This window comes from Halomonas citrativorans (assembly GCF_900163645.1).
Classification (GTDB): domain Bacteria; phylum Pseudomonadota; class Gammaproteobacteria; order Pseudomonadales; family Halomonadaceae; genus Vreelandella; species Vreelandella citrativorans.
The window spans coordinates 1-20,515 of sequence record NZ_FUKM01000038.1; the positions used below are offsets into that span (position 1 = coordinate 1).

21 protein-coding genes and 3 tRNA genes are annotated in these 20,515 nt (G+C 53.0%); 9 read left to right on the plus strand and 15 right to left on the minus strand.

Features of this window, described 5'->3' with window-relative positions; all coding sequences use genetic code 11:
• Positions 1-154: 154 nt before the first annotated feature.
• Positions 155-1,114: an ATP-grasp domain-containing protein gene (locus CZ787_RS09470; protein WP_254908601.1), complete on the plus strand. Its 960-nt coding sequence runs from the start codon at positions 155-157 to the stop codon at positions 1,112-1,114.
• An 11-nt stretch (positions 1,115-1,125) separates the two neighbouring features.
• The gene (locus CZ787_RS09475; protein WP_087108538.1) at positions 1,126-3,168 is read left to right on the plus strand and encodes a CocE/NonD family hydrolase; all 2,043 of its coding nucleotides are present in this window, start codon (positions 1,126-1,128) and stop codon (positions 3,166-3,168) included.
• A 132-nt stretch (positions 3,169-3,300) separates the two neighbouring features.
• Here CZ787_RS09475 and CZ787_RS09480 read toward each other — a convergent pair whose 3' ends face one another.
• The 10 genes from CZ787_RS09480 to CZ787_RS09525 all read right to left on the minus strand — a co-directional run bounded on the left by CZ787_RS09480 (position 3,301) and on the right by CZ787_RS09525 (position 9,935).
• Positions 3,301-3,528 (minus strand): DUF892 family protein, encoded by a 228-nt coding sequence (locus CZ787_RS09480; protein WP_254908602.1) that lies wholly within the window; start codon positions 3,526-3,528, stop codon positions 3,301-3,303.
• Entirely contained in the window at positions 3,525-3,674 is a 150-nt protein-coding gene (locus CZ787_RS09485; protein ID WP_254908603.1) for a manganese catalase family protein, read from the minus strand. Before CZ787_RS09485 ends, CZ787_RS09480 begins: the two co-directional genes overlap by 4 nt.
• A 280-nt stretch (positions 3,675-3,954) precedes the next feature.
• Entirely contained in the window at positions 3,955-4,167 is a 213-nt protein-coding gene (locus CZ787_RS09490) for a general stress protein (RefSeq protein ID WP_087108540.1), read from the minus strand.
• 968 nt (positions 4,168-5,135) lie between these two features.
• Positions 5,136-5,211: transfer RNA gene (locus CZ787_RS09495), tRNA-Thr, on the minus strand.
• 72 nt (positions 5,212-5,283) lie between these two features.
• Positions 5,284-5,358, minus strand: a tRNA-Gln gene (locus CZ787_RS09500).
• Between the two features lie 5 nt (positions 5,359-5,363).
• Positions 5,364-5,439, minus strand: a tRNA-Phe gene (locus tag CZ787_RS09505).
• A gap of 156 nt (positions 5,440-5,595) precedes the next feature.
• Positions 5,596-5,871, minus strand: coding sequence for an oxidative damage protection protein (locus CZ787_RS09510; RefSeq protein WP_087108543.1), 276 nt, complete (start codon positions 5,869-5,871; stop codon positions 5,596-5,598).
• Positions 5,872-5,906: 35 nt separating this feature from the next.
• Positions 5,907-7,001 carry an A/G-specific adenine glycosylase gene (mutY, locus tag CZ787_RS09515; protein ID WP_087108545.1) on the minus strand — a complete coding sequence of 365 codons (1,095 nt, stop codon included), beginning with the start codon at positions 6,999-7,001 and terminating at the stop codon, positions 5,907-5,909.
• A gap of 112 nt (positions 7,002-7,113) precedes the next feature.
• Entirely contained in the window at positions 7,114-9,453 is a 2,340-nt protein-coding gene (locus tag CZ787_RS09520) for an AsmA family protein (RefSeq protein WP_087108547.1), read from the minus strand.
• On the minus strand, positions 9,453-9,935 hold the full coding sequence (locus CZ787_RS09525; protein WP_087108549.1) for an acetyl-CoA sensor PanZ family protein: 483 nt from the start codon (positions 9,933-9,935) through the stop codon (positions 9,453-9,455). Before CZ787_RS09525 ends, CZ787_RS09520 begins: the two co-directional genes overlap by 1 nt.
• Positions 9,936-10,139: 204 nt before the next feature.
• Here CZ787_RS09525 and hisB point away from each other — a divergent pair, with 204 nt between their 5' ends.
• From hisB to CZ787_RS09550, 5 genes are all read left to right on the plus strand, one after another.
• Positions 10,140-10,733: an imidazoleglycerol-phosphate dehydratase HisB gene (gene hisB / locus CZ787_RS09530; RefSeq protein ID WP_087108551.1), complete on the plus strand. Its 594-nt coding sequence runs from the start codon at positions 10,140-10,142 to the stop codon at positions 10,731-10,733.
• Positions 10,734-10,821: 88 nt separating this feature from the next.
• The gene (gene hisH, locus CZ787_RS09535; RefSeq protein WP_087108553.1) at positions 10,822-11,463 is read left to right on the plus strand and encodes an imidazole glycerol phosphate synthase subunit HisH; all 642 of its coding nucleotides are present in this window, start codon (positions 10,822-10,824) and stop codon (positions 11,461-11,463) included.
• A gap of 11 nt (positions 11,464-11,474) precedes the next feature.
• Positions 11,475-12,221: a 1-(5-phosphoribosyl)-5-[(5-phosphoribosylamino)methylideneamino]imidazole-4-carboxamide isomerase gene (gene hisA, locus CZ787_RS09540; RefSeq protein WP_087108555.1), complete on the plus strand. Its 747-nt coding sequence runs from the start codon at positions 11,475-11,477 to the stop codon at positions 12,219-12,221.
• On the plus strand, positions 12,218-12,991 hold the full coding sequence (gene hisF / locus CZ787_RS09545) for an imidazole glycerol phosphate synthase subunit HisF (protein WP_087108557.1): 774 nt from the start codon (positions 12,218-12,220) through the stop codon (positions 12,989-12,991). The genes hisA and hisF overlap by 4 nt, the downstream gene beginning before the upstream one ends.
• Before the next feature lie 36 nt (positions 12,992-13,027).
• Positions 13,028-13,531 carry a hypothetical protein gene (locus tag CZ787_RS09550; RefSeq protein ID WP_087108559.1) on the plus strand — a complete coding sequence of 168 codons (504 nt, stop codon included), beginning with the start codon at positions 13,028-13,030 and terminating at the stop codon, positions 13,529-13,531.
• A gap of 12 nt (positions 13,532-13,543) precedes the next feature.
• Here the strand turns inward: CZ787_RS09550 and CZ787_RS09555 are convergent, their stop codons facing one another.
• Positions 13,544-14,146: a YjaG family protein gene (locus CZ787_RS09555; RefSeq protein ID WP_087108561.1), complete on the minus strand. Its 603-nt coding sequence runs from the start codon at positions 14,144-14,146 to the stop codon at positions 13,544-13,546.
• A 113-nt stretch (positions 14,147-14,259) separates the two neighbouring features.
• Between CZ787_RS09555 and CZ787_RS09560 the strand changes: the two genes are divergently transcribed.
• The gene (locus CZ787_RS09560) at positions 14,260-14,952 is read left to right on the plus strand and encodes a type 1 glutamine amidotransferase (protein ID WP_087108563.1); all 693 of its coding nucleotides are present in this window, start codon (positions 14,260-14,262) and stop codon (positions 14,950-14,952) included.
• 19 nt (positions 14,953-14,971) lie between these two features.
• Here CZ787_RS09560 and mnmH read toward each other — a convergent pair whose 3' ends face one another.
• The 4 genes from mnmH to CZ787_RS09580 all read right to left on the minus strand — a co-directional run bounded on the left by mnmH (position 14,972) and on the right by CZ787_RS09580 (position 19,110).
• Positions 14,972-16,069, minus strand: a complete 1,098-nt coding sequence (gene mnmH, locus CZ787_RS09565; RefSeq protein ID WP_087108565.1) for a tRNA 2-selenouridine(34) synthase MnmH — start codon at positions 16,067-16,069, stop codon at positions 14,972-14,974.
• The gene (gene selD, locus CZ787_RS09570; protein WP_087108567.1) at positions 16,069-17,106 is read right to left on the minus strand and encodes a selenide, water dikinase SelD; all 1,038 of its coding nucleotides are present in this window, start codon (positions 17,104-17,106) and stop codon (positions 16,069-16,071) included. The genes mnmH and selD overlap by 1 nt, the downstream gene beginning before the upstream one ends.
• Before the next feature lie 79 nt (positions 17,107-17,185).
• The gene (gene radA, locus CZ787_RS09575; RefSeq protein WP_087108569.1) at positions 17,186-18,559 is read right to left on the minus strand and encodes a DNA repair protein RadA; all 1,374 of its coding nucleotides are present in this window, start codon (positions 18,557-18,559) and stop codon (positions 17,186-17,188) included.
• A 98-nt stretch (positions 18,560-18,657) separates the two neighbouring features.
• Positions 18,658-19,110 (minus strand): copper resistance protein NlpE N-terminal domain-containing protein, encoded by a 453-nt coding sequence (locus tag CZ787_RS09580; protein WP_087108571.1) that lies wholly within the window; start codon positions 19,108-19,110, stop codon positions 18,658-18,660.
• Positions 19,111-19,274: 164 nt separating this feature from the next.
• Between CZ787_RS09580 and hisC the strand changes: the two genes are divergently transcribed.
• On the plus strand, positions 19,275-20,336 hold the full coding sequence (hisC, locus tag CZ787_RS09585) for a histidinol-phosphate transaminase (protein ID WP_087108573.1): 1,062 nt from the start codon (positions 19,275-19,277) through the stop codon (positions 20,334-20,336).
• Positions 20,337-20,515 lie beyond the last annotated feature (179 nt).

Consider the following 20,515-nt stretch of genomic DNA (forward strand, 5'->3'; position numbering starts at 1 on the left):
AACGTATGCAATGGTTACGGCACTGATTACTCAATAACTTTTGCGTAACCACTTAGTTCCTCTCCTCTGCCAGCATTATGACCTTCCTTCTCCTTCCATTAAGAGCGTTTTAACGTGTGAACATAAGCTCTGGAGCCGCCTGGAGCAGCAAAAGGTGATTCCTGATGTGGTGCCTGCCTTCTGTGGTGTCGATCCTTTCAAAGATAATCCGATTGACCAGGTAACCCTCGACTTCCCCTTTTGGATAAAACCAGTAAAGGCCTTCTCTTCTCATCTGGGGTTTAAGGTGGAGAATCAGGTGCAGTTCGACCATGCAATTGAAGAAATACGCATGGGCATTCGCCAATTGGGCGACCCTTTTAACGAAGCGCTTGCGTATGCTGACCTGCCAGAGGAGATTCAAGCGCTGGATGGTAATTCCTGCATTGTTGAAGAGATCGCAAAGGGCGTACAAGCCGCCCCTGAAGGTACGGTTTTTAAGGGCGAGTTCAACGTGCACGGCATTATCTCCCAACCGAAATCGGATGGCTCTCAAACACTTTTTGATCGCTTGGAGTACCCAAGCAATCTGCCAGAACACATCCACCACAGAATGGTGGAAACCGCTAAAGCGTTTCTTACCCATATTGGCTACGACAATGGCTGCTTTAATGTTGAATTTATGTGGGACGAAGCGACTGACAAACTCTGGCTGATCGAAGTCAATACGCGTATTTCTCAGTCGCATAGCGAAATATTTGTTTTGGTTGACGGGATGTCCAACCATGAGGTGGCCATCGATATCGCTTTGGACCAACGCCCCTCACTATTAAATCGTCAGGGCGTGGCACCTGTGGCGGCAAAATGCTTTATTCCCTACGCCCATGAAGATGGCATCGTGACGCGGGTGCCCAGCCAAGAGAACATTCAGGCGCTTCAACAGCGCCTACCGCACACCGATGTATGCCTTGATGTTGCTCCAGGCCAACGCCTTGGCGATTTACTGCATCAGGACAGTTTTTGTTATCGACTAGGCACGCTTTACATCACCGGCAACAACCACGAGGAGATCGAAGAGAATTATAAATTTTGTTTGGATTTTTTAGATTTTGAGATCAAAAAAGTGGATCTTTAAAAGGAGGTAGCATGGAAGTGATCAACGACTTTCCTTATAACGTCCGCGAGATAGAAAACGTCTTTATTCCTATGCGTGATGGCAAGCAGTTAGCCGCGCGCATCTGGCTCCCCGAGACAAGCCCGGAGTCGCCTCTTCCCGCGCTTATGGAGTACATCCCTTACCGCAAGCGCGATATTACGCGAGGCCGCGATGCATCCAATCACCCTTACCTTGCTGGTCATGGCTATGTGTGTGTTCGTGTGGATATGCGCGGTAGCGGTGACTCTGATGGCGTATTAACGGATGAGTACACGCAGCAAGAGCAGCTTGATGCGGTGGATGCGATCGAGTGGATTGCCCGCCAGGCCTGGTGCGACGGCAATGTCGGCATGATGGGTATTTCCTGGGGCGGCTTTAATAGCCTGCAAGTCGCTGCTAAACAGCCGCCTGCTCTCAAAGCCATTATCAGCCTCTGTTCAAGCGACGACCTGTATGCCGACAATATGCACTATATGGGTGGCTGCCTACTGGGAGACAATTTATCGGAAGCGACCGTAATGCTGGCGTTTAACGCCCTACCCCCGGATCCTTTGATAGTGGGCGACCGCTGGCGGGGCATGTGGCATGAACGCATGGAAGACAGCGGCCTTTGGATTGACAAGTGGCTTCGCCACCAGCGCAGGGATGCGTACTGGATCACCAGCTCAGTGTGTGAAAATTATGATGCTATTCGGTGCCCGGTTTATGCGATTGGTGGGTGGGCCGATGGTTTTACCAATACCGTCTTCAGATTAATGGAGCATCTAGATGTTCCGCGTAAAGGTTTAATTGGCCCCTGGGGTCATAAGTACCCTCACCAGGGAATACCCGGGCCCGCCATTGGTTTTTTACAAGAAGCACTGCGCTGGTGGGATTATTGGCTGAAAGGTGATGACAACGGCATTATGGATGAACCCATGCTGCGTGCCTGGGAGCAGGATAGCGTACCACCTGACAACGCTTATGAAGACAGACCCGGCCGCTGGTTGACAGAGTCCGAGTGGCCATCGAGTAATTTGCAAGAGCAGTGTTTCGTCTTGTCGCCTTACCGGCTTACTCCCCAAACCTGCTCAATCGGTACGTCTGAACCTAACGTTGAGCCTGCCACGATGGGACTACAGTCGCCGTTAAGCGTTGGCTTGTCAGCCGGCAAATGGTGCTCCTACGCCGCGACACCTGACTTACCCGGCGACCAGCGCGAAGAAGACGGCGGCTCCCTTGTTTTTAGTACAGATGCATTAACCGAGTCGTTAAATATCTTTGGCACGCCTTCTTTAGAGTTGGAAGTTTCCAGCAATCAGCCACAGGCCATGTTGGCAGTCAGGCTTTCTGATGTCGCGCCGGATGGGAAAGCAACTCGCGTCACCTATGGTCTGTTAAACCTTACCCACCGTGATAGCAATGCAGAGCCAACGCCGCTTGAACCGCATCGCACCTACCGGGTGACGATAGAGATGAACGGTATTGCCCAGAAATTCCCCGCAGGACACCAATTACGGCTTTCTATTTCAACCTCTTACTGGCCTCTTGCCTGGCTCCCTCCCAAGCCTGCCCAAGTGAATATGACCTTTAACCAGTGCGTGCTTAAACTACCTGTGCGTACCGCAGACCATCATGGGGATGGCTTAACGCATTTTGGAGCGTCCCAGTCGGCACCGCCTCTTGAGATCACTCACTTGGCACCCAGCAAACATAATTGGTTGTTGCATCAAGATCTGGCGGCCAAGGGTTCAACGTTGGAAGTCATCAATGACCAAGGGTGCTTTCGCATTAACGATACTGGTACCGAGATTCACCGGTGCGCCCGCGAATATTACACCACGGTAGGTAATGATTTTACGTCAGCACGTGGCGAGACGATGACGGAAAGCTCGTTTCAGCGGGATGACTGGCATACAGAAGTGTATACCCGGACCGTGCTGAGCTGCACTGAAACGGACTTCATTATTCATGCCCAGATGGATGCTTATGAAGGGCAGTATCGAGTATTTTCCAAAAACTGGGAGTCTACAATTCCACGCGACCTGCTGTAGAAAAGCTGGCATGGAAAGAAGGCGGGGATTAACAAACCACCTTCCCCAATCGAGCAAAGCCGCCTACACTCATTAGGCGGCTCTTTTGTGCATTAAAAAGTAGCAGGTTAGACGAATTTCGATAGATAACGCTTAACGTTTAGCGCGCTGGTCATCGTCATCAGCACGATGCAAAAATTGTGTGGCCGTAGACTCCAGATGATCCGCCAGCCAATCCGCCATGGCAATTTCTTCCTGAAGGATCTCTTTGCATACTTGAGCGACGCCCGTATGGCCCGCACTTTCCGCCGTTTGAATTAAAGCCTTGTAGTTGGCGATTTCAAAGTGCTCAAAAGCGTAACAGGCGATACTCCCTTTCATGACTTCATCGCCTGAAAGAAATACTGCATCGCCACCCGAATTTCACCCTCAATGCCGCCAATAGCTTGCTGCAATAGCATGGCAAACTCAGGGTTAGGTTTATCAACTTTAACTGGATACTGCAGTTTCGCTGAATGGTGAAACATTTTGCTTCCCCTACATTAACTGCCAGGAAGAAAATTTCCTGGCAGTAGACTTAAACGTTACGCAGCATCAGCCTCATTACTAACGGGTCCTTCTAAACAAAGCGCTTCCTTGCGAGTCCATCAAATGAAATATCTGATCGCGTTTAGTTAAGTATAGAAGGCCTCTGTACACTCCCCTTTAAGCAGTAAATATCTCGTATACTATTACTGCCATATTTACAAAGGGACAACGTTTAAGCTAAGTGGTTATGTAAAACCTAATCAACCTGGTCGGCCGCCATCAGGAATTACCACCGTGGCTGTTCTCCCCACCTTTCTGGCCGGCTTCGGAAGCTCGCTCCGGATCATTAGCGAAGTTACCTCCGCTCTTTTGGCCACCTTTATGGCCAATATCTTCATAAAATTCTTTACCATGGGTTTTTGAGGTGGCTTCACCACCTTTCTGTCCTGCCTGTTCGCGGCTCATTCCATTATCTTTGCGATCATTAGCCATGATTCATCTCCTTTTCATGCTTTCGGCAAAAACATATCAATCATTAACTCGATTAACCAATCGAGTAATTTGAGCGTAGCTAACCCCAAAGCCATTTCAAGAGATATGATAGATAATGGAAATCTTTAATTTTTGTCTCCACGTTGTTTTGTTGTTATTAAAATACGGCGCTAAGGTAACACAATATAGGGTTAACAACGCTTATTTCTACCGTAAGCAAAGACATAAAGAGAACGTATCTCCCTTATTATTTAATTTACGTAATTTTTTCGTATAACTATTTTTTAAATAAATATGAAAGTAATAGCGTGAAAGCGATTCAAATCATTGAAAATGAATAAAGCGATGGTTAAAACAACCTTCTTGCATACTCACGAAAATTAGTTGGACCACGGTGCTTCGCTACTACTATTTTTGCAGCTGTGGGGTGCCAAGGTAGGAAAAATGAATACCAGCGCTGCCCAAGTCGGAAATGATGGTCAAGCAGCCACCAGAAAGCCTATTTTTTTATTTATCAAAAACCCAGCATAACGACCATAAGCCATTGAAACAAAACACTATACAGAATCAATGTAAGAGAATGCTTACAAAAATATCAGCGATTGACTACATCATTTCCTACCAAAGCCGTTAGAATCGTACCTGCTACGGATCGCAGTAGCTCACTTGAGTCGCGCCAGCCCATGGAAGGGTTCGGAAAGCAATATGCGAAAGGATCAAGGACGCGCGACAGGCCATGGACGGCCTTATCACCCATGTTAGATAATCTCTGCTACATTAGTATCCCGCCATTTTCAGCACCCACTTTACTCATCTTTTTTACCAGTTCTCATCGCGCCAACTAATAAGCGTTATGCCTGCCTTTATAGTTACTTCTTTATGTTTATTTTTATAGCACGCACAAAAAAGCCGCCCTTTCGGACGGCTTAATCTAATTCTCTAATGTGTTGCTTTTAACCATCTTTCGATGGTGCCGACACCAGGAGTCGAACCCGGGACCTACTGATTACAAGTCAGTTGCTCTACCAACTGAGCTATGTCGGCGCTTCACATTTTCTTGAGAACATGATTGCTTCGCTGTTAGGCTTCGCAATCAACAAGAAATCTTGTTGGCAATGGCTGGGGTACCAGGATTCGAACCTGGGAATGCCGCTACCAAAAAGCGGTGCCTTACCACTTGGCGATACCCCAACGTTTGGTGGCCAGAGACGGAATCGAACCGCCGACACGGGGATTTTCAATCCCCTGCTCTACCAACTGAGCTATCTGGCCGCTGCCAACGGTGCGTATTAAACTAAAAACTCAGCTTTTCGTCAACACCTTTGTGAAACTTTCTTTTCTAACCGTCGCTTAGGGTAACTCTACGACTAACGGCGTAGGACTGAAACACCCGTAATTCCTGCGATTGCCGCCTGTCTGAGCATTCGACTACACCTGCGTAGGCGGCACATAGCCCTCGGCCTGGTCGGTGGTTTCGTTATTCAGGAAGCGTTGCATTTGATCCATCAGGTAGGCGCGCGCTTCCGGGTCGAGCATATTCAGGTGCTTTTCGTTGATTAAACGGGTCTGCAGCGCCTGCCACTCTTCCCACGCCTGCTTGGATACAGAAGCCTGGATCTCCTGGCCCTGCTTGCCGGGTAGCGGTGGAAATGGGAGAGCTGGCAGCTCTTTTTGATACTTACGACAAAAAACCGTATTACTCATTGATAACTCCTTGGTGGATAGCGACGCCCAAGGCCTTATACACGCCCGGGCGTTAAGTTAAGGACAAAAGGTGTCAGTTGACCCAGCAGCGCTTTGACAGGCGCCGCTAAGCCAAGCGCCCGGGGGTGGTTAACATCAAACCACACTCCGTGCTCTCTTACTTCACTCAGCCTATCGCAGGAAACCGGCTGAGGGGTAATCTCAAGACGAAAATGGCTAAAGGTATGCTGGAAGCCTGGCATGGCCGTCTCACGTTTAGGCGATACGACGTGCTGTTCAAGCCAGTCGTTCAGTTCACTGTGCGTGTCGAATTGCGGCAAGCTCCATAGCCCACCCCACAAACCGCTAGGCGGGCGCTGCTCCAACCAGACGCGCCCTTGGAAGTCTCGTAGCAGGAGCATAATCGTACAGCGAGTGGGCAACGCTTTTTTGGGTTTGGATTCAGGATAGCGCTGTGGCTCACCCTGAGCGTACCCCAGACATACATCGTTAAACGGGCAGCACGTGCAATCAGGCTTGCTGCGCTTACATAAGGTGGCGCCAAAATCCATCATCGCCTGCGTGAAATCCGCCAAGCGTGTGGACGGCGTGTAGTAGTCGGCCAGCGCCCACAACTTTCGTTCGACAGTAGGCTTACCTGGCCAGCCAGGAATAGCGTGTAATCGCGTTAGCGAGCGCTTTACGTTGCCATCTAAAATGGCCGCTCGGTTGCCGGTGCTCTGGGCGATAATCGCGCCTGCCGTTGATCGCCCAATGCCAGGCAAAGCTACTAGTGCATCGACACTTTCAGTGGGCAGTTCGCCGTTGTACGCTTCCAGCGTCAGCTGAGCGGCCTTATGCAGGTTGCGCGCCCGGGCGTAATAACCAAGCCCGGTCCATAAGTGCAACACCTCATCCTGAGGAGCGAGAGCGAGCGACTCAAGCGTTGGGAAGCGAGCCATAAAGCGCTCGAAGTAAGGGATCACTGTCGCCACTTGGGTCTGCTGAAGCATAATTTCCGAAACCCACACTCGGTAAGCGCTACGGGGCGACTGCCAAGGCAAGTCGTGCCGACCATGCTGGTCAAACCAGGCCAACAGACGGCGATAAAACTCGCTTGCTTCAAGCCTTGGGGTTGGCATATCAGCCATTGGGACTCCTTCGCTAGCGTGTTCGTAACGTATTTGGCTGAATGAGCCAATCAGCGTATACCAATAAAAAAGCGCCGGCATTTAGCCGGCGCAGACTGACTTACAGGGATGCTCAGTTGAAGAGGCGGCGAATACCTTCGCGAAGGTTTTGGCCGGCACCTTCACCCAAGCGCTCATCCAACTGATCCAACGAACCGCCTACGCGCTCCTCAAGTTCCGTAGTCACACGGTTTCCAGCTTCGTTACGCAGCAGGTTAACCACGGCGGTCTGAAAAGCCTCTCGATCAATGCGGCACCATTCGCTGGTTGCATCGCCAATGTGGCCTTCACAGCGAACGGGCAGTGGCAACTGCTCCAGGCGAGGATTCACTTCACAGGCAGCATCGGCGGTATTCGCTAACCGTGCATCTGCTCGCGTATCAAAGTTCAGGCTGTTGAAATTCAGCTCGCCCTTTCCGTTAACTTCGATCCCCGGCAGGGTGATGTTCAGGTTGTCACTGCTCATGACGCCATTACGTATCTGGAACGTCGCATCAAAACGCTCGAAGCGCGTATCGTTATGCCAGTCGCGGACGGTTCCTTCGCCTTCTACCTGGGCTGCCAGCTCACACATCTGCTGAGAAATATTAATATCTAAAATCGCACCTTCATTAAGACGCCCGTTCAGCTGTCCATTTAGATTACTGACCAACGCTTCACGGGTATTGCCACGGGACATTAGCTCGCCATCCAGATGCAAGCGCCCTCTCAGCGGAGAAGGCTCGTCCTCATCACTGAGTGCTTCAATCAGCGATGCCATTTGCACATTATTAATGGTCGGGGCCAGCGCCCACGCCATTACCCGCTCGCGGGCATCCAGTTGGCCTGAAGCGCTAAGCTCTCCGCCATAAAAGCGTGCGTCAAAGGCGGTTAGTTGCTGAAGACCTTCCTCACCTTGTAGCTGCAAGCGCGTGTCATTAAAGGTAAGACCTCCCAGCAGAAGTGTATCGACACGTAGATCACCCTCCATTGACAATTCACTGAGCCATGCTTGCGGCAGCAACGTCTCTGCACTCTGGGCAAACGCCCTGCGCAATAAGCCTAAACTTGCCTGCTGAGACGTTGCGGGACCTGGAAGATAATGATCAACATTCAGGTTATCGCCTTCCAAATCAAACGTTAACTGCGACCCATCCAGTGCGGCGGCAACTTGCCCTGTAAAGGTGCTGTCATCGACAACCAGCGATAGCCTGGGTAGCGATACGTGCAGCTCATCCCCTTCAATGGGACTGGTCATGGCGATATCGCTAAGCGCTGCCTCGCTGGTGGTATTCAATTCAACGCCTGCACGAGTCAACCACGGACGCAGCGTAAAAGGCGCGGCGGTAATCTGGCCACGGTATTGAGGCGCATCAAACATCTGCTCGACATTCAGGTGGCCACTCACGCGCAGCCCATCAGGCCCGGTCAGCTGTAGCTCTTTTAGCTGTGCGGTTTGCGCCTGCCAGTCACTTTCCAAACCAAAGGCTAGCGCCAGCGCTAGACTGCCCTGCCATTTTTCAGAGTCCTGCAGGCCGGCTTCTAATACACCTTCGGTGATACTTAACTGTTTCTCTTCCATCCGCGCAACGATTTCAGCCGCCCTTAAGCCAAGCCGCTGAGGTTCACTGTCCGGGTGCAGGCGTGTGTTGGTACTTAAACGGGTATTTTCCAGTACCACGCTGTCTTCTGCGAGCTTAAGGCGCATGCGTGTATCAAGGTCAATATCACTGGTTAAATCCGGCGTGCGCTCCAGCACTTCGGCATCCAAACGATTATGTTTGGTCAGCGTAAACATGGCTTTTAAAGGGAAAGGGCTTACCGGATTGACGTTGCTGCCGGAAACATTCAGCGACTGCAGGCGCCACAGCGCTTGGCTTTGCGCATCACGAAAACGAATATCGGCGTCTTTTACTTCAACACTGGCGATGTTCAATACAACGGAAAGATTACCTGCATCGGCATTCGGCCCTGCACTTGCTGGCGCCAGCACGGTTTGCGCTTTTTCATCGCTACCTTCAGCCAAGCGCTCGACCAGCGACTTCCAGTTGCCTTCGCCTGCCTCGTTCCGCTCAAGGTTTAGGCGCATGCCGTCCAGCGTTAAGCCGTCAACTGCAATTTCACCGCGCAATAATGGCGCAAAAGCGACGCTGACCTCGGCGCGCTGTATAGAAGCAAACGACGTATCTTCTTCCGATTGCTCGGGCAGCCAAGCACGCGCTTGCTCAACGCTTACCCCAATACGTGGATAGAAAGACCATGTAATTGGCCCATCAAGCGCCAAATGCAGCCCCGTATGCTCTTCCACAACGGACGTCAGGCGTGGCTTGAAATCTTCCGGGTCAAGAAAGGTGGTCACATAAACCACCGCCGCCACCCCTACAATGGCGAGAATGCCGACAGCAGCCAGCAAAATACGTAATAACTGTTTCATTACCCTTTCCCTTGTGGGTCTAACTCAACAAAATTGCTGGTAAGAGGTTGATCCGGTGTGGGCCTTTCAGCACTGGTGCTGGGACGATAGCCAAGCTTGGAGAGCAACACCTGGTCGGCCAACGGTAGCGATGAGATGTCAATACGCAGTTTACGCCCCTCTTGCTTGGCCTGTTCACCCAGCAGCGCCATTAGCCGCGAGCCAACGCCTCGGCGGCGTGTGGTTTTGCGTACACATAGCTCTGAAAGCCACCATGCCCGGTCTTGCCCTTCTTGAATAGCCGCCGCCCCCAACAAACGATCATTAAAGTGCGCGCAGGCAAAAAAGTGCTTCGCTTTTAAATGCTGCTCTATAAAAGGCAGGACCGCCTGAGCAGGCACACGCTCTTTCGGTGCATCCTCATAAATACGCGTCAAATCGAGACGCACTTGCTCATCGTTCTCCCAACAGGCTTGGTCGACGCGCTCCAGTGTCACCGGCATGATGAACTCCTCTTCGCCAAAGCAGCAAAACTGCTATTTTTAATGCCTAAAAGGGCGGCTACATTGCGCGCATTGTAGCGGATGGGGGCGCCGATTCTCTATAATGATCGCTTTGCCGCAGATATATGTCCTAATAACAGAGCGATGAAACAGTGCGACCCATCGCCTTCCCTTCAGAATGCGCTAGAGCGCAGGAGATGCAACATGGCAGCGCGTATTGCCACGGTTAGCCGTGATACCAATGAAACCCAGATCACCGTCAGCGTCAATCTGGATGGCGAAGGCCACCTTCGCTGCGAGACGGGCGTTCCCTTTCTGGATCATATGCTTGATCAGGTTGCACGCCACGGGATGATAGACCTTGATATCCTCGCCAAAGGCGATTTGCATATTGATGAACACCATACCGTTGAAGACCTGGGCATTACTCTGGGCCAGGCATTTAATGAAGCGATTGGCGACAAGCGCGGCATTTATCGCTATGGCCATGCGTATGTGCCGCTGGATGAAGCACTCTCCCGCGTGGTGATCGACTTCTCTGGTCGGCCCGGCCTCTATATGGATGTCGAGTTTACGCGCGCCACCATAGGCCGTCTTGACACCCAGCTGTTCTGGGAGTTTTTTCAAGGGTTCGTTAATCATGCGCGCGTCACGTTGCATATTGACAACATTAAAGGCTTTAACGCTCACCACCAGGCCGAAACAATTTTTAAAGCCTTTGGACGCGCTCTACGCATGGCGGTGGCAGAAGATCCACGCATGGCGGGGCAGATGCCTTCCACCAAAGGGAGCCTGTAATGGCGGGCTGTCGTACATATATCAGTACATATATCAGTACAGTAAACAGCTCAGGTAACCGTTCGTTCACTCGATCAAGGAGCGCTTCATGACTATTGCGGTAATCGACTACGGGATGGGTAATCTACATTCTGTCGCGAAGGCGCTTGAACATGTAACGCACGAGAACGTCATTATCACCCGTGACCCGCGGCGCATTTTAGGCGCCACCCGCCTGGTACTGCCAGGCCAGGGCGCTATTCGCGACTGTGTGTGTGAGCTTGAACGCACGGAGCTGCGTGGTTTGGTTGATGATGTGCTAACACGTCAGGCGAAACCGTTGCTGGGCATTTGCGTGGGTCAGCAAATGTTAATGGAGCGAAGCGAAGAGAACGGCGGCGTCGACTGTCTGGGCTTCTTCAAGGGCAGCGTGGATCGCTTTCCGACCACGATGCGCGACGCGCACGAACAGCGTTTAAAAGTGCCGCACATGGGTTGGAACCTGGTGGAACAAAGCCATGACCATCCGCTATGGGCAGGCATTGATAACAACGAGCACTTCTACTTTGTACACAGTTATTACGTGAATGCTACCGACGATGCCCAGGTTTTTGGCACCACGCATTATGGCGATGTCAGTGCCCACGTGGCGATTGGCCGCGACGCCACCTTTGCCGTACAGTTCCACCCGGAAAAAAGCTCCCGAGCAGGCCTACGCTTACTCGAAAACTTTGTCACCTGGACGCCCTAAGAGGTTTAGTTATGTTGGTAATTCCTGCGATTGATCTCAAAGACGGCCAGTGTGTGCGGTTGAAACAGGGGCGTATGGATGATGCGACCTCTTACGGCGATGATCCCGTCGCTATGGCCGCGCGCTGGGTAGAAGCTGGCGCGCGCCGCCTTCATCTGGTCGATTTGAATGGCGCGTTTGAAGGCAAGCCGGTCAATGGCGATGCCGTGACGGCCATCGCACGTGCCTATCCCAACCTGCCCATTCAAATTGGCGGCGGCATTCGTACTGCTGAAACCATTGAGCACTACCTGAATGCAGGCGTATCTTACGTGATTATCGGCACCAAGGCGGTTAAAGAGCCCGCGTTTGTGGGTGAAATGTGCCGCGCTTTCCCAGGTCGCGTGATTGTTGGCTTGGACGCTAAAGACGGCTTCGTGGCCACCGACGGCTGGGCAGAAGTTTCAAGCGTTAAAGCCGTCGACTTGGCGAAGCGGTTTGCTGATGACGGCGTCTCCAGCATCGTCTATACCGACATTGCCCGTGACGGCATGATGCAAGGCGTTAACGTTGAAGCAACGGCTCAGTTGGCTCGCGAAGGCGGCCTGCCGGTCATCGCCTCTGGGGGCGTGACCAACCTGGATGACATTAAAGCGCTGTGCGATGTCGCCGATAGCGGTATTTTAGGCGCCATTACCGGTCGTGCCATTTACGAAGGCAGCCTGGATGTGGCTGAAGCACAACGTCTTAGCGACCAACTGACAGGAGGCGGAGCGTGAGCTTATCCAAGCGTATAATTCCCTGCCTGGACGTTGATGCTGGGCGAGTGGTGAAAGGCGTCAACTTTGTCGGCATTCGTGACGCAGGCGACCCGGTCGAGATTGCCCAGCGCTATAACCAGCAGGGCGCCGATGAAATTACCTTTCTGGATATTACCGCTAGCCACGAAGGCCGCGACACTACTGTCGAAATGGTCGAACGCATCGCAGGGGAAGTGTTTATTCCGCTGACGGTGGGTGGCGGTATTCGCAGCTGTGACGATATTCGTACAATGCTGAATGCAGGCGCGGATAAAGTGTCGATCAACACCGCCGCCGTTACGAATCCTGAATTTGTTCGCGAAGCTGCGGAACGCTTTGGCAGCCAGTGCATCGTGGTGGCGATTGATGCCAAGCGCGTCTCCAGTGAAGGCGAGCCGCCGCGCTGGGAGATTTTCACGCATGGCGGCCGCCGCCCAACCGGGCTTGATGCGGTGGAGTGGGCCAAAAAAATGGTCGAGTTTGGCGCGGGCGAGCTGCTGCTCACTAGCATGGACCGTGATGGCACCAAAATCGGCTTTGATCTTGGCGTGACCCACGCGATTTCAGAAGCCGTGAGCGTGCCGGTGATTGCATCTGGCGGCGTGGGCAATCTGGATCACCTGGTGGACGGCGTATTGAAAGGTGGTGCGGATGCTGTGCTAGCCGCCAGTATTTTCCACTTTGGAGAACATACGATCCCTGAAGCAAAGCGCTATATGGCAGAACGCGGTATCGAGATGCGTCTGTAACATTTTTGTTGCCCAGTCCCTTTTTAGGAGTATTACATGCCCCGTTGTTTCCCATGGTTGGGAGGGCTAACTGGTTTATGGCTGAGCGCATCTGCCTCAGCCTTCACCTTGCCGGACTGGCCTCCGACGCTTGAGCTGGACCATACGCTAGTGCAAACCAGCCTGTTAACCCGCCACTTTGATCCACAGCCGGATCATAACAATCAGCAGAATTTGATCGGCATTGAGTTACATAACCCGGACCGCTGGCTTGCAGGTACGGCGTGGTTTAAAAACTCGTATAATCAGCCCACCTGGTACGTTTATGCCGGGCGTGAATTCCCCCTTTGGCAGTTCAAAGATATTAACGTCAGGGCCAAACTCACCGGTGGGCTGCTGCATGGTTATAAAGGTGAGTACCGGGACAAAATCCCCCTCAACCATCTTGAAACCGCGCCAATCCTGCTTCCCAGCATAGGTATGCAGTGGGGGCGGCTTGAGTCTGACCTCATCATTTTCGGCACCGCTGGCATGATGGTAACTGCGGGCCTGCGCTTTTAGGCAAGCCTGACCTCACTCATCATCTTCCTCAAGGCTAAGGCCCAGATTACTGATACCGTCGTTACGCCCTAGCTTGCGTATTTCCTTAAGCGCGGCTTTGTTTAGCGGTTCACTGACCGCTTCCAAGACCGCGTCCTGAAAATCATTTTCGTCGGCCATTAACGGATGGTCACGAATCAGCAAGGCAAGCTTTTGGGCATCCTCTTCGCCTTCAGTAAGTTCGATAAAGGCACGCACTCCGGCACGTGACGTACGGCTCACATCCAGCACGGCTTCGGGAGAGTCACCCTGCAGTGTGTCCAACAACGCCGACAGGGAAACCACCGCGTCCAGCGCACGACGCGCACCAAAACTTTCATCGTCAGCAGGCGGCTCGCACTCCGCCAACTTTTCCGCCTGACGCGCAAAATCAATGCTCGCGCTGGGCACGCTTAAGCGCTCCCAAACCAGGCTAATTACAGTACGCAGCGTATGAATATCCCCTTGGCCAGTGGTCTGCTCGTACAGGGCGTAATTAGGCAGCAGGCGCTCACATAATGCGGCCATAAACGCTTGCTGAGCCGGTAGCGGAAGCAGTTGCAACTGCTGATAAAATCCTGGGGGCTTGGACGCCATACTGATTTCCTAACACGTAATATTGGTGAAATGGGGTCAATACGTTATGGTCGAACTCGCGCTGTCATTAACACTTACAGCCTTTACTGTGTACGGCCGGCGAGGAGATTACCATGCATATTCATTTGCTACAGCACGGCGCTGATCATGCTCCTGCCCGCTTAACGGACTGGTTAAGCAGTATGGGACATAGTTACACCATTTTTCACCTTTATGCAGGCGAGTTAACGCCTCGTCCGGCAGAAAGCGATGCGTTAATCGTGCTGGATGGCCCTGAAACGTTTATAGATCAGCCGCCTGCCTGGTTTAAAGCCGAAAACAAATTGATTAACCGTTATCTTGATGGTCAAAAGCCCATGATGGGCATTGGCCTGGGGGCCCTGTGGATCGCTCAGGCACTTGAGGCAATCATCGCTCCAGGTACGTATCCCGAAAGAGGTTGGCATACCGTATCGCTGGCCCCAGAAAGCCCGTTTGACTTACCCGAGAAGTTTGAAGCCTTTATGTGGCATCGTTATGTATTTAGCTTGCCCGATAATGCATTGCCGTTGGGCGGCAGTGCGGCGGCACCGCTGCAAGGCTTTAGCTGGGACAGCGGCCGCGTCATCGGTTTGCTTTGCCTTTTTGAGGTAACGCTTGCCAATGTGAAAAAGCGACTTGAGCATGCCGAGCCCACTACGCCTACCTCTTCCGCGGCAGACCGCTTTCGCCAGGAAAGTAGCCAGATCCTGGAAGACGCGACGCGCTTTCATCGGCTGGCCCCCCTGCTTGATCGCATCATGACGCAATGGCTTAGAGTGAGCTAACCACGCCGAAAGATAGCCACTAGGCGCTCCACTGCTTAGCGGCCTCCCAACAGCTGTCCCAATCCCCCACATGAAGTTCTGGCGCCGCTGTCGCTCGCTGTTTTTCGAGATGGTAGCGGTAAAGCGGGTCGTAATATTCAGTGAGAAGTGGTGCAAGCCATGCTTCATGCGCCTGTGGATTGCCTTCGCCATGGGCCTTAAAAGCCAGTGCCTGTAAGCGTTGCATACGCTGCAGGCGCGCATTGCCCAAGCGTTTTTCAAGGCGGATTAATGCATTGCCCAACTGGCGTTGCATTAACTCCCAGCCCTGCTGCGCCCCGAAGTGTGCGGTGTACTCCCTTTCAAGCTCAATAATGTAGTCGTTCAGGAGTTGATCAAGTCGCCAATCGAGCGGCATTTCAATGCGCACACGCGGTGCCTTTTGTAGGGCATACCAGAAGGTGAGCGGTATATTGGCGCTACCGATCTGGCGAGACTCGTCTTCAATGACCAGCTTGCCCGGCAGGGCCAGTAGCCGCGCTGCCAGCGCATGTTCAAAATCAATCTGCGTGGCAGGGGCTTCAGGCCTGCGACCAAAGGCAGAACCTTTATGATGAGCGCAAGCCTCAAGATCAACCCCGTTATCCAGCCGATTGATCAGCGTGGTTTTAGCGCATCCAGTTAACCCGGCAACTACCAGCATGGGCTGTTCGACCGCTACGTCTATGCGCTGGCAAAGCGCGTGGCGCATGGCTTTCCAGCCGCCGCGAATACGCGGTTTAGCAATGCCCGCCTCGTTAAGCCACTGCTGGGCAATTTGCGAGCGTAACCCACCGCGAAAGCAATAAATAATCGCATCCGGGTGCTCGGCCAAATAAGCCTGCCATGCGGCTACCCGAGCCTGCTTGATATCACCACTAACCAACCGCTCGCCCAATGCAATAGCGGCATGTTGACCTTGCTGCTTATACGCGATACCAACCTGACGGCGCTCCTCATCGACCATTAAAGGGAGGTTCACCGCCCCCGGCAGCGCGCCCTGGGCGAACTCTACCGGGGCACGCACATCAATCAGGGGTCGCGCTTCGCTGATCAAATGTAATGATGCAGGTATCGTTTCAAGCTCATTCTCAAGCACTATCCCACCACCTCAATCAGCGCCTCGCCCTCACGGGCTTTCATGACGCCAAACGGCTGAAGCGATAAGCCGAACTCTCGGCCGATTCGTTCAACATCATCTTCCCAAGCAGGGTCGACACTTAGCAGTAAACCGCCTGACGTTTGCGGGTCGCATAGCCACTGCCAGTGAGCTTCATCCATATCAGGCAAGCTTTTACCTAAGGCATCGCGGTTGCGCCGCGTACCGCCGGGAACGGCCCCTTGACGACGATAGGTTTCTGCCTGAGCCAGCCGAGGTAGGCGGCGAAAATCTATCTGGGCCATGACGTTGCTTGCGCTGCATATTTCCGACAAATGCCCCGCCAAGCCAAACCCGGTAACGTCGGTCATGGCATTAAGGCCTTTTACATCGGCAAGCTTGACGCCGATACGGTTGGATTTAAGCATGGTTTCCCGAGCCAACCCATGATGCCCCGCTTCCAGCAGGCCTTGCTTCTCTGCGGTGGTCAGCAGCCCAACGCCTAACGGCTTGGTCAAAAACAGCAGATCACCCGGCTTAGCGCGGCTATTGAGCTTTAACTTGTCCAGGTCGATCAGCCCATTCACTGCCAAGCCAAAAATGGGCTCGGGCGCATCAATCGAGTGACCACCCGCCAAGGCGACACCCAGCTCACGGCAAACGCCCTGGGCGCCGGCAATGACATCGCCTGCAATCTCCGCGCTCAGTTTGTCTAATGGCCAGCCAAGAATGCTTAGCGCCATGACCGGCGTACCGCCCATAGCGTAAATATCACTAATAGCGTTCGTGGCAGCAATTCGCCCAAAATCAAACGGGTCATCGACAATCGGCATGAAGAAGTCCGTAGTGGCAATCATGCCTCGCCCATCGCCCAGGTCATAGACAGCGGCATCTTCGCGTCCTTGATTGCCCACAATGAGCTGCTTATGCCCGGCTAACGGCCCCGCTTTGGCGAGAATGCTGTCCAGTACATCCGGGGCTATTTTACAGCCACAGCCTGCGCCATGACTGTATTGGGTTAGGCGAATTGAACTCATTGTGTCTCTCCTTGGCACCGCATGTCTTTAGAACAGTTGTTATAACAGTCTTAATAACAATTCTTATAGCGTAGCCTACTTAAAGCGCCTCTAGCGCGTCGCTAAGCTTATCGACGGCAATGACTTCCATTCCCTTGGGTGACTGCTTGGGTGCATTCGCACGAGGTACAATCGCACGTAAAAAACCGTGTTTGGCGGCCTCGGCAATACGCTCCTGCCCACTGGGTACCGGGCGTATTTCACCAGAAAGCCCCACTTCGCCAAACACTACCAGCTCCTTGGGTAACGCGCGGTTTTGTAAACTGGAGACGACAGCTAGCAGTACGGCCAGGTCTGCACTGGTCTCCAATACTTTCACCCCGCCCACCACGTTCAGGAAAACATCCTGGTCACCGGTAAAAAGGCCGCCATGGCGATTGAGCACGGCCAGCAGCATGGCTAAACGGTTTTGGTCTACCCCAACGGCCACACGGCGTGGGTTTCCCAAGGCGGATTCATCTACCAACGCCTGTACTTCGACAAGAATAGGGCGAGTACCTTCCCACACCACCATGACAAGACTGCCTGGTGCTTGCTCTTCCTGGCGCGAGAGAAAAATGGCACTGGGGTTTTTAACCTCTTTTAAGCCTTGCTCCAGCATGGCGAAGACGCCCAGCTCATTAACCGCACCAAAGCGGTTCTTCTGACCGCGCAGGGTTCTAAAGCGGGAGTCGGCGCTACCTTCCAGCAAAAGCGACGCATCGATCATATGCTCAAGCACCTTGGGGCCTGCCAGCGTGCCATCTTTGGTGACATGGCCCACCAGTAACAGCACCGTATTGGTTTGCTTGGCAAAGCGGGTAAGCGCCGCGGCGGACTCACGTACTTGGGCTACCCCGCCCGGTGCCGAGCTAATGTCCTCCAGATGCATGGTTTGGATAGAGTCGATCACCAATATTTCAGGCTTCTCACGCTCAGCCACGGCCAAGATGGTCTCAACGCTGGTTTCCGCAAGCATTTTCAAGCCGTTGGTAGGCAGCTGTAGTCGATGGGCACGCATGGCAACCTGAGACAACGACTCTTCACCCGTGACATACAGGATGCGCCGTTGCTGGGCCAGCTTACAGGCCGTTTGCAGCAATAGCGTGGACTTGCCCGCACCTGGGTTGCCCCCAAGCAGTACCGCAGAACCCGGTACCAAGCCACCGCCTAATACACGGTCAAACTCGTTAAAGGTGGAGCTCAGTCGCGGCACTTCACTTAAATCGACATTGCTTAAATCAACCACATCTCGGGAGAGGTCTCCCGCATAGCCTCCCCGGCCTGACCCACTGCTTCCGCTTCCGGGCCGCGCACTGGCCAGGCGAATTTCGCTCAGCGTATTCCACTCGTTACAACTGGAGCACTGGCCCTGCCACTTGCGATACTCCGCGCCACACTCTGTACATACAAAGGCACTTTTGGCTTTAGCCACCGCACTGATACTCCCGTTGCTGTTAACTCTTTGTCACTATTACCAGGCTATAAAATACAAAAGGCGGCCAATGGCCGCCTTAGGATGTTACTGCTCACTTACTGACGCTGTAACTGCAACATTTCGCCATTTTCAAAGCGACGACGCTCTGGATCAATTAGCTCCAGCGTACGCTCATCAATACGCTGAAAGTAGTAAATTTGGCCGTCGCCATTGGGCGTCAACTCGTAAACAGAGGCATCGGGATCAGACGGCGTGCCGCTCAGCACTTCCCAGTTACCTGCGTAGTTTTCCGGGGGAGGTGTTTGAGGGTGATTGCGATACGTCGCATCCAGTGTGAAAGTACGCTCATCAGGTGTGCTTATTTCTTCGCCCACCATGGTAACGTCCAGATCAATACCATCACAGTTACGGCAAGGCAGTGTGCCTTGATAGCGCTGTTGTGACGCGCTAACGCCTGCGTCACTTTCCTGGGCCGAAGGGCCGCCGGTCGCACAGCCTGCCAACAATGCCAACATAGCCGAACCGGCTAGCAAACTCCTGAATTGCATGGGGTGTCTCCTTATCGTGTTGGTCATACATTTCTTTCGCGCGATTATGACAGCATAACCGTTACAAGGTGCAACGCACACCCCTGATTGTAAGGGGAATGCTTGCGCTTAAGCGAGCATCAAGCGACCATGGCCTATTATGCAAGGATAATCAGGTTACCCTCATGAGCCAATACTGGAGTCCCGCTGTTAAGGCGCTAACCCCTTATATACCTGGGGAGCAGCCGCGTGAGCGTATTATCAAGCTCAATACCAATGAAAACCCTTACCCGCCAGCGCCGGGCGTCGGCCAGGCACTACGTGACTACGCGACCGACCATTTGCGTCTCTATCCCGACCCAACGTCTGCCGCACTGCGTGCAAAACTTGCTGAAACGTACGGCGTTGAAAACCAACAGGTATTTGTGGGCAATGGTTCAGATGAGGTGCTAGCGCTGGCTTTTCAAGCCTTCTTCTGTCACGGCGCACCGCTTGATGCCCCGTCGATTACCTACAGTTTTTATCCGGTCTACGCCAACCTGTATAACGTTGAGCTACGCACTCATCCACTCAATGAGCAGTGGGAAGTTGATCTGGAGGCGCTGGGAACCGCGTCGGCGCGTAGCGGAGTGATTTTTGCCAATCCTAATGCGCCTACCGGGCATGCGCATTCGCTTGAGGATATTGAAACACTACTCAAGCGGGTAATGGATCGCGTTGTATTAGTTGATGAAGCGTATGTCGACTTTGGCGCCGAAAGCGCGATTGGATTAATTGATCGCTATCCGAATTTACTGGTGACGGGCACGTTCTCCAAATCGCGCAGCCTGGCCGGCTTACGCTTGGGCTACGCTGTTGGCTCAGCAGAATTGATTGATGGCCTGCACCGCGTTAAGGACTCGTTTAACTCCTATCCGGTAGATAGCCTGGCAAGCCTAGTGGGTATTGCTGCACTTGATGATAAAGCGCACTTTAACGCAAGCCGGGAGCGCGTGGTTACAACCCGTGAACGCACCCGTCAGCGTCTTGAAGCATTAGGATTTGAGGTATTACCCTCCAAGGCCAATTTTGTGCTTGCCCAGCATCCTGAGCATGCAGGCGCTCAGCTATTTGCGGGCCTTCGCGAACGCGGCGTTTTAGTGCGCCACTTTAATACGCAGGAGCTTAACAACTTCCTGCGCATTACCATCGGCACTGACGATGAGATGGATAGCCTGATCGAAGCGCTGGAGGCGATCTGCGGCTAGTTCGCTCGCCATAAAGCCAAAAGCCCTGTCGCGAGAGGCGCGACAGGGCTTTTTTGTAGGCATAGTTTTTGATTTCACGCATAAAAAAATCCCCCCGGGCGCAAGCCCGGGAGGATTTTTCACAATAAGTGCCTGACGATGACCTACTCTCGCATGGGGAGACCCCACACTACCATCGG

What these genes read in the sequence shown, in the direction of transcription:
- CZ787_RS09475 (WP_087108538.1), top strand. Translation starts at nt 1,126, where the DNA reads ATGGAAGTGATCAACGACTTTCCTTATAACGTCCGCGAGATAGAAAAC.
- CZ787_RS09480 (WP_254908602.1), bottom strand. Translation starts at nt 3,528, where the DNA reads ATGAAAGGGAGTATCGCCTGTTACGCTTTTGAGCACTTTGAAATCGCC.
- CZ787_RS09485 (WP_254908603.1), bottom strand. Translation starts at nt 3,674, where the DNA reads ATGTTTCACCATTCAGCGAAACTGCAGTATCCAGTTAAAGTTGATAAA.
- CZ787_RS09490 (WP_087108540.1), bottom strand. Translation starts at nt 4,167, where the DNA reads ATGGCTAATGATCGCAAAGATAATGGAATGAGCCGCGAACAGGCAGGA.
- CZ787_RS09510 (WP_087108543.1), bottom strand. Translation starts at nt 5,871, where the DNA reads ATGAGTAATACGGTTTTTTGTCGTAAGTATCAAAAAGAGCTGCCAGCT.
- mutY (WP_087108545.1), bottom strand. Translation starts at nt 7,001, where the DNA reads ATGGCTGATATGCCAACCCCAAGGCTTGAAGCAAGCGAGTTTTATCGC.
- CZ787_RS09520 (WP_087108547.1), bottom strand. Translation starts at nt 9,453, where the DNA reads ATGAAACAGTTATTACGTATTTTGCTGGCTGCTGTCGGCATTCTCGCC.
- CZ787_RS09525 (WP_087108549.1), bottom strand. Translation starts at nt 9,935, where the DNA reads ATGCCGGTGACACTGGAGCGCGTCGACCAAGCCTGTTGGGAGAACGAT.
- hisB (WP_087108551.1), top strand. Translation starts at nt 10,140, where the DNA reads ATGGCAGCGCGTATTGCCACGGTTAGCCGTGATACCAATGAAACCCAG.
- hisH (WP_087108553.1), top strand. Translation starts at nt 10,822, where the DNA reads ATGACTATTGCGGTAATCGACTACGGGATGGGTAATCTACATTCTGTC.
- hisA (WP_087108555.1), top strand. Translation starts at nt 11,475, where the DNA reads ATGTTGGTAATTCCTGCGATTGATCTCAAAGACGGCCAGTGTGTGCGG.
- CZ787_RS09550 (WP_087108559.1), top strand. Translation starts at nt 13,028, where the DNA reads ATGCCCCGTTGTTTCCCATGGTTGGGAGGGCTAACTGGTTTATGGCTG.
- CZ787_RS09555 (WP_087108561.1), bottom strand. Translation starts at nt 14,146, where the DNA reads ATGGCGTCCAAGCCCCCAGGATTTTATCAGCAGTTGCAACTGCTTCCG.
- CZ787_RS09560 (WP_087108563.1), top strand. Translation starts at nt 14,260, where the DNA reads ATGCATATTCATTTGCTACAGCACGGCGCTGATCATGCTCCTGCCCGC.
- selD (WP_087108567.1), bottom strand. Translation starts at nt 17,106, where the DNA reads ATGAGTTCAATTCGCCTAACCCAATACAGTCATGGCGCAGGCTGTGGC.
- CZ787_RS09580 (WP_087108571.1), bottom strand. Translation starts at nt 19,110, where the DNA reads ATGCAATTCAGGAGTTTGCTAGCCGGTTCGGCTATGTTGGCATTGTTG.
- hisC (WP_087108573.1), top strand. Translation starts at nt 19,275, where the DNA reads ATGAGCCAATACTGGAGTCCCGCTGTTAAGGCGCTAACCCCTTATATA.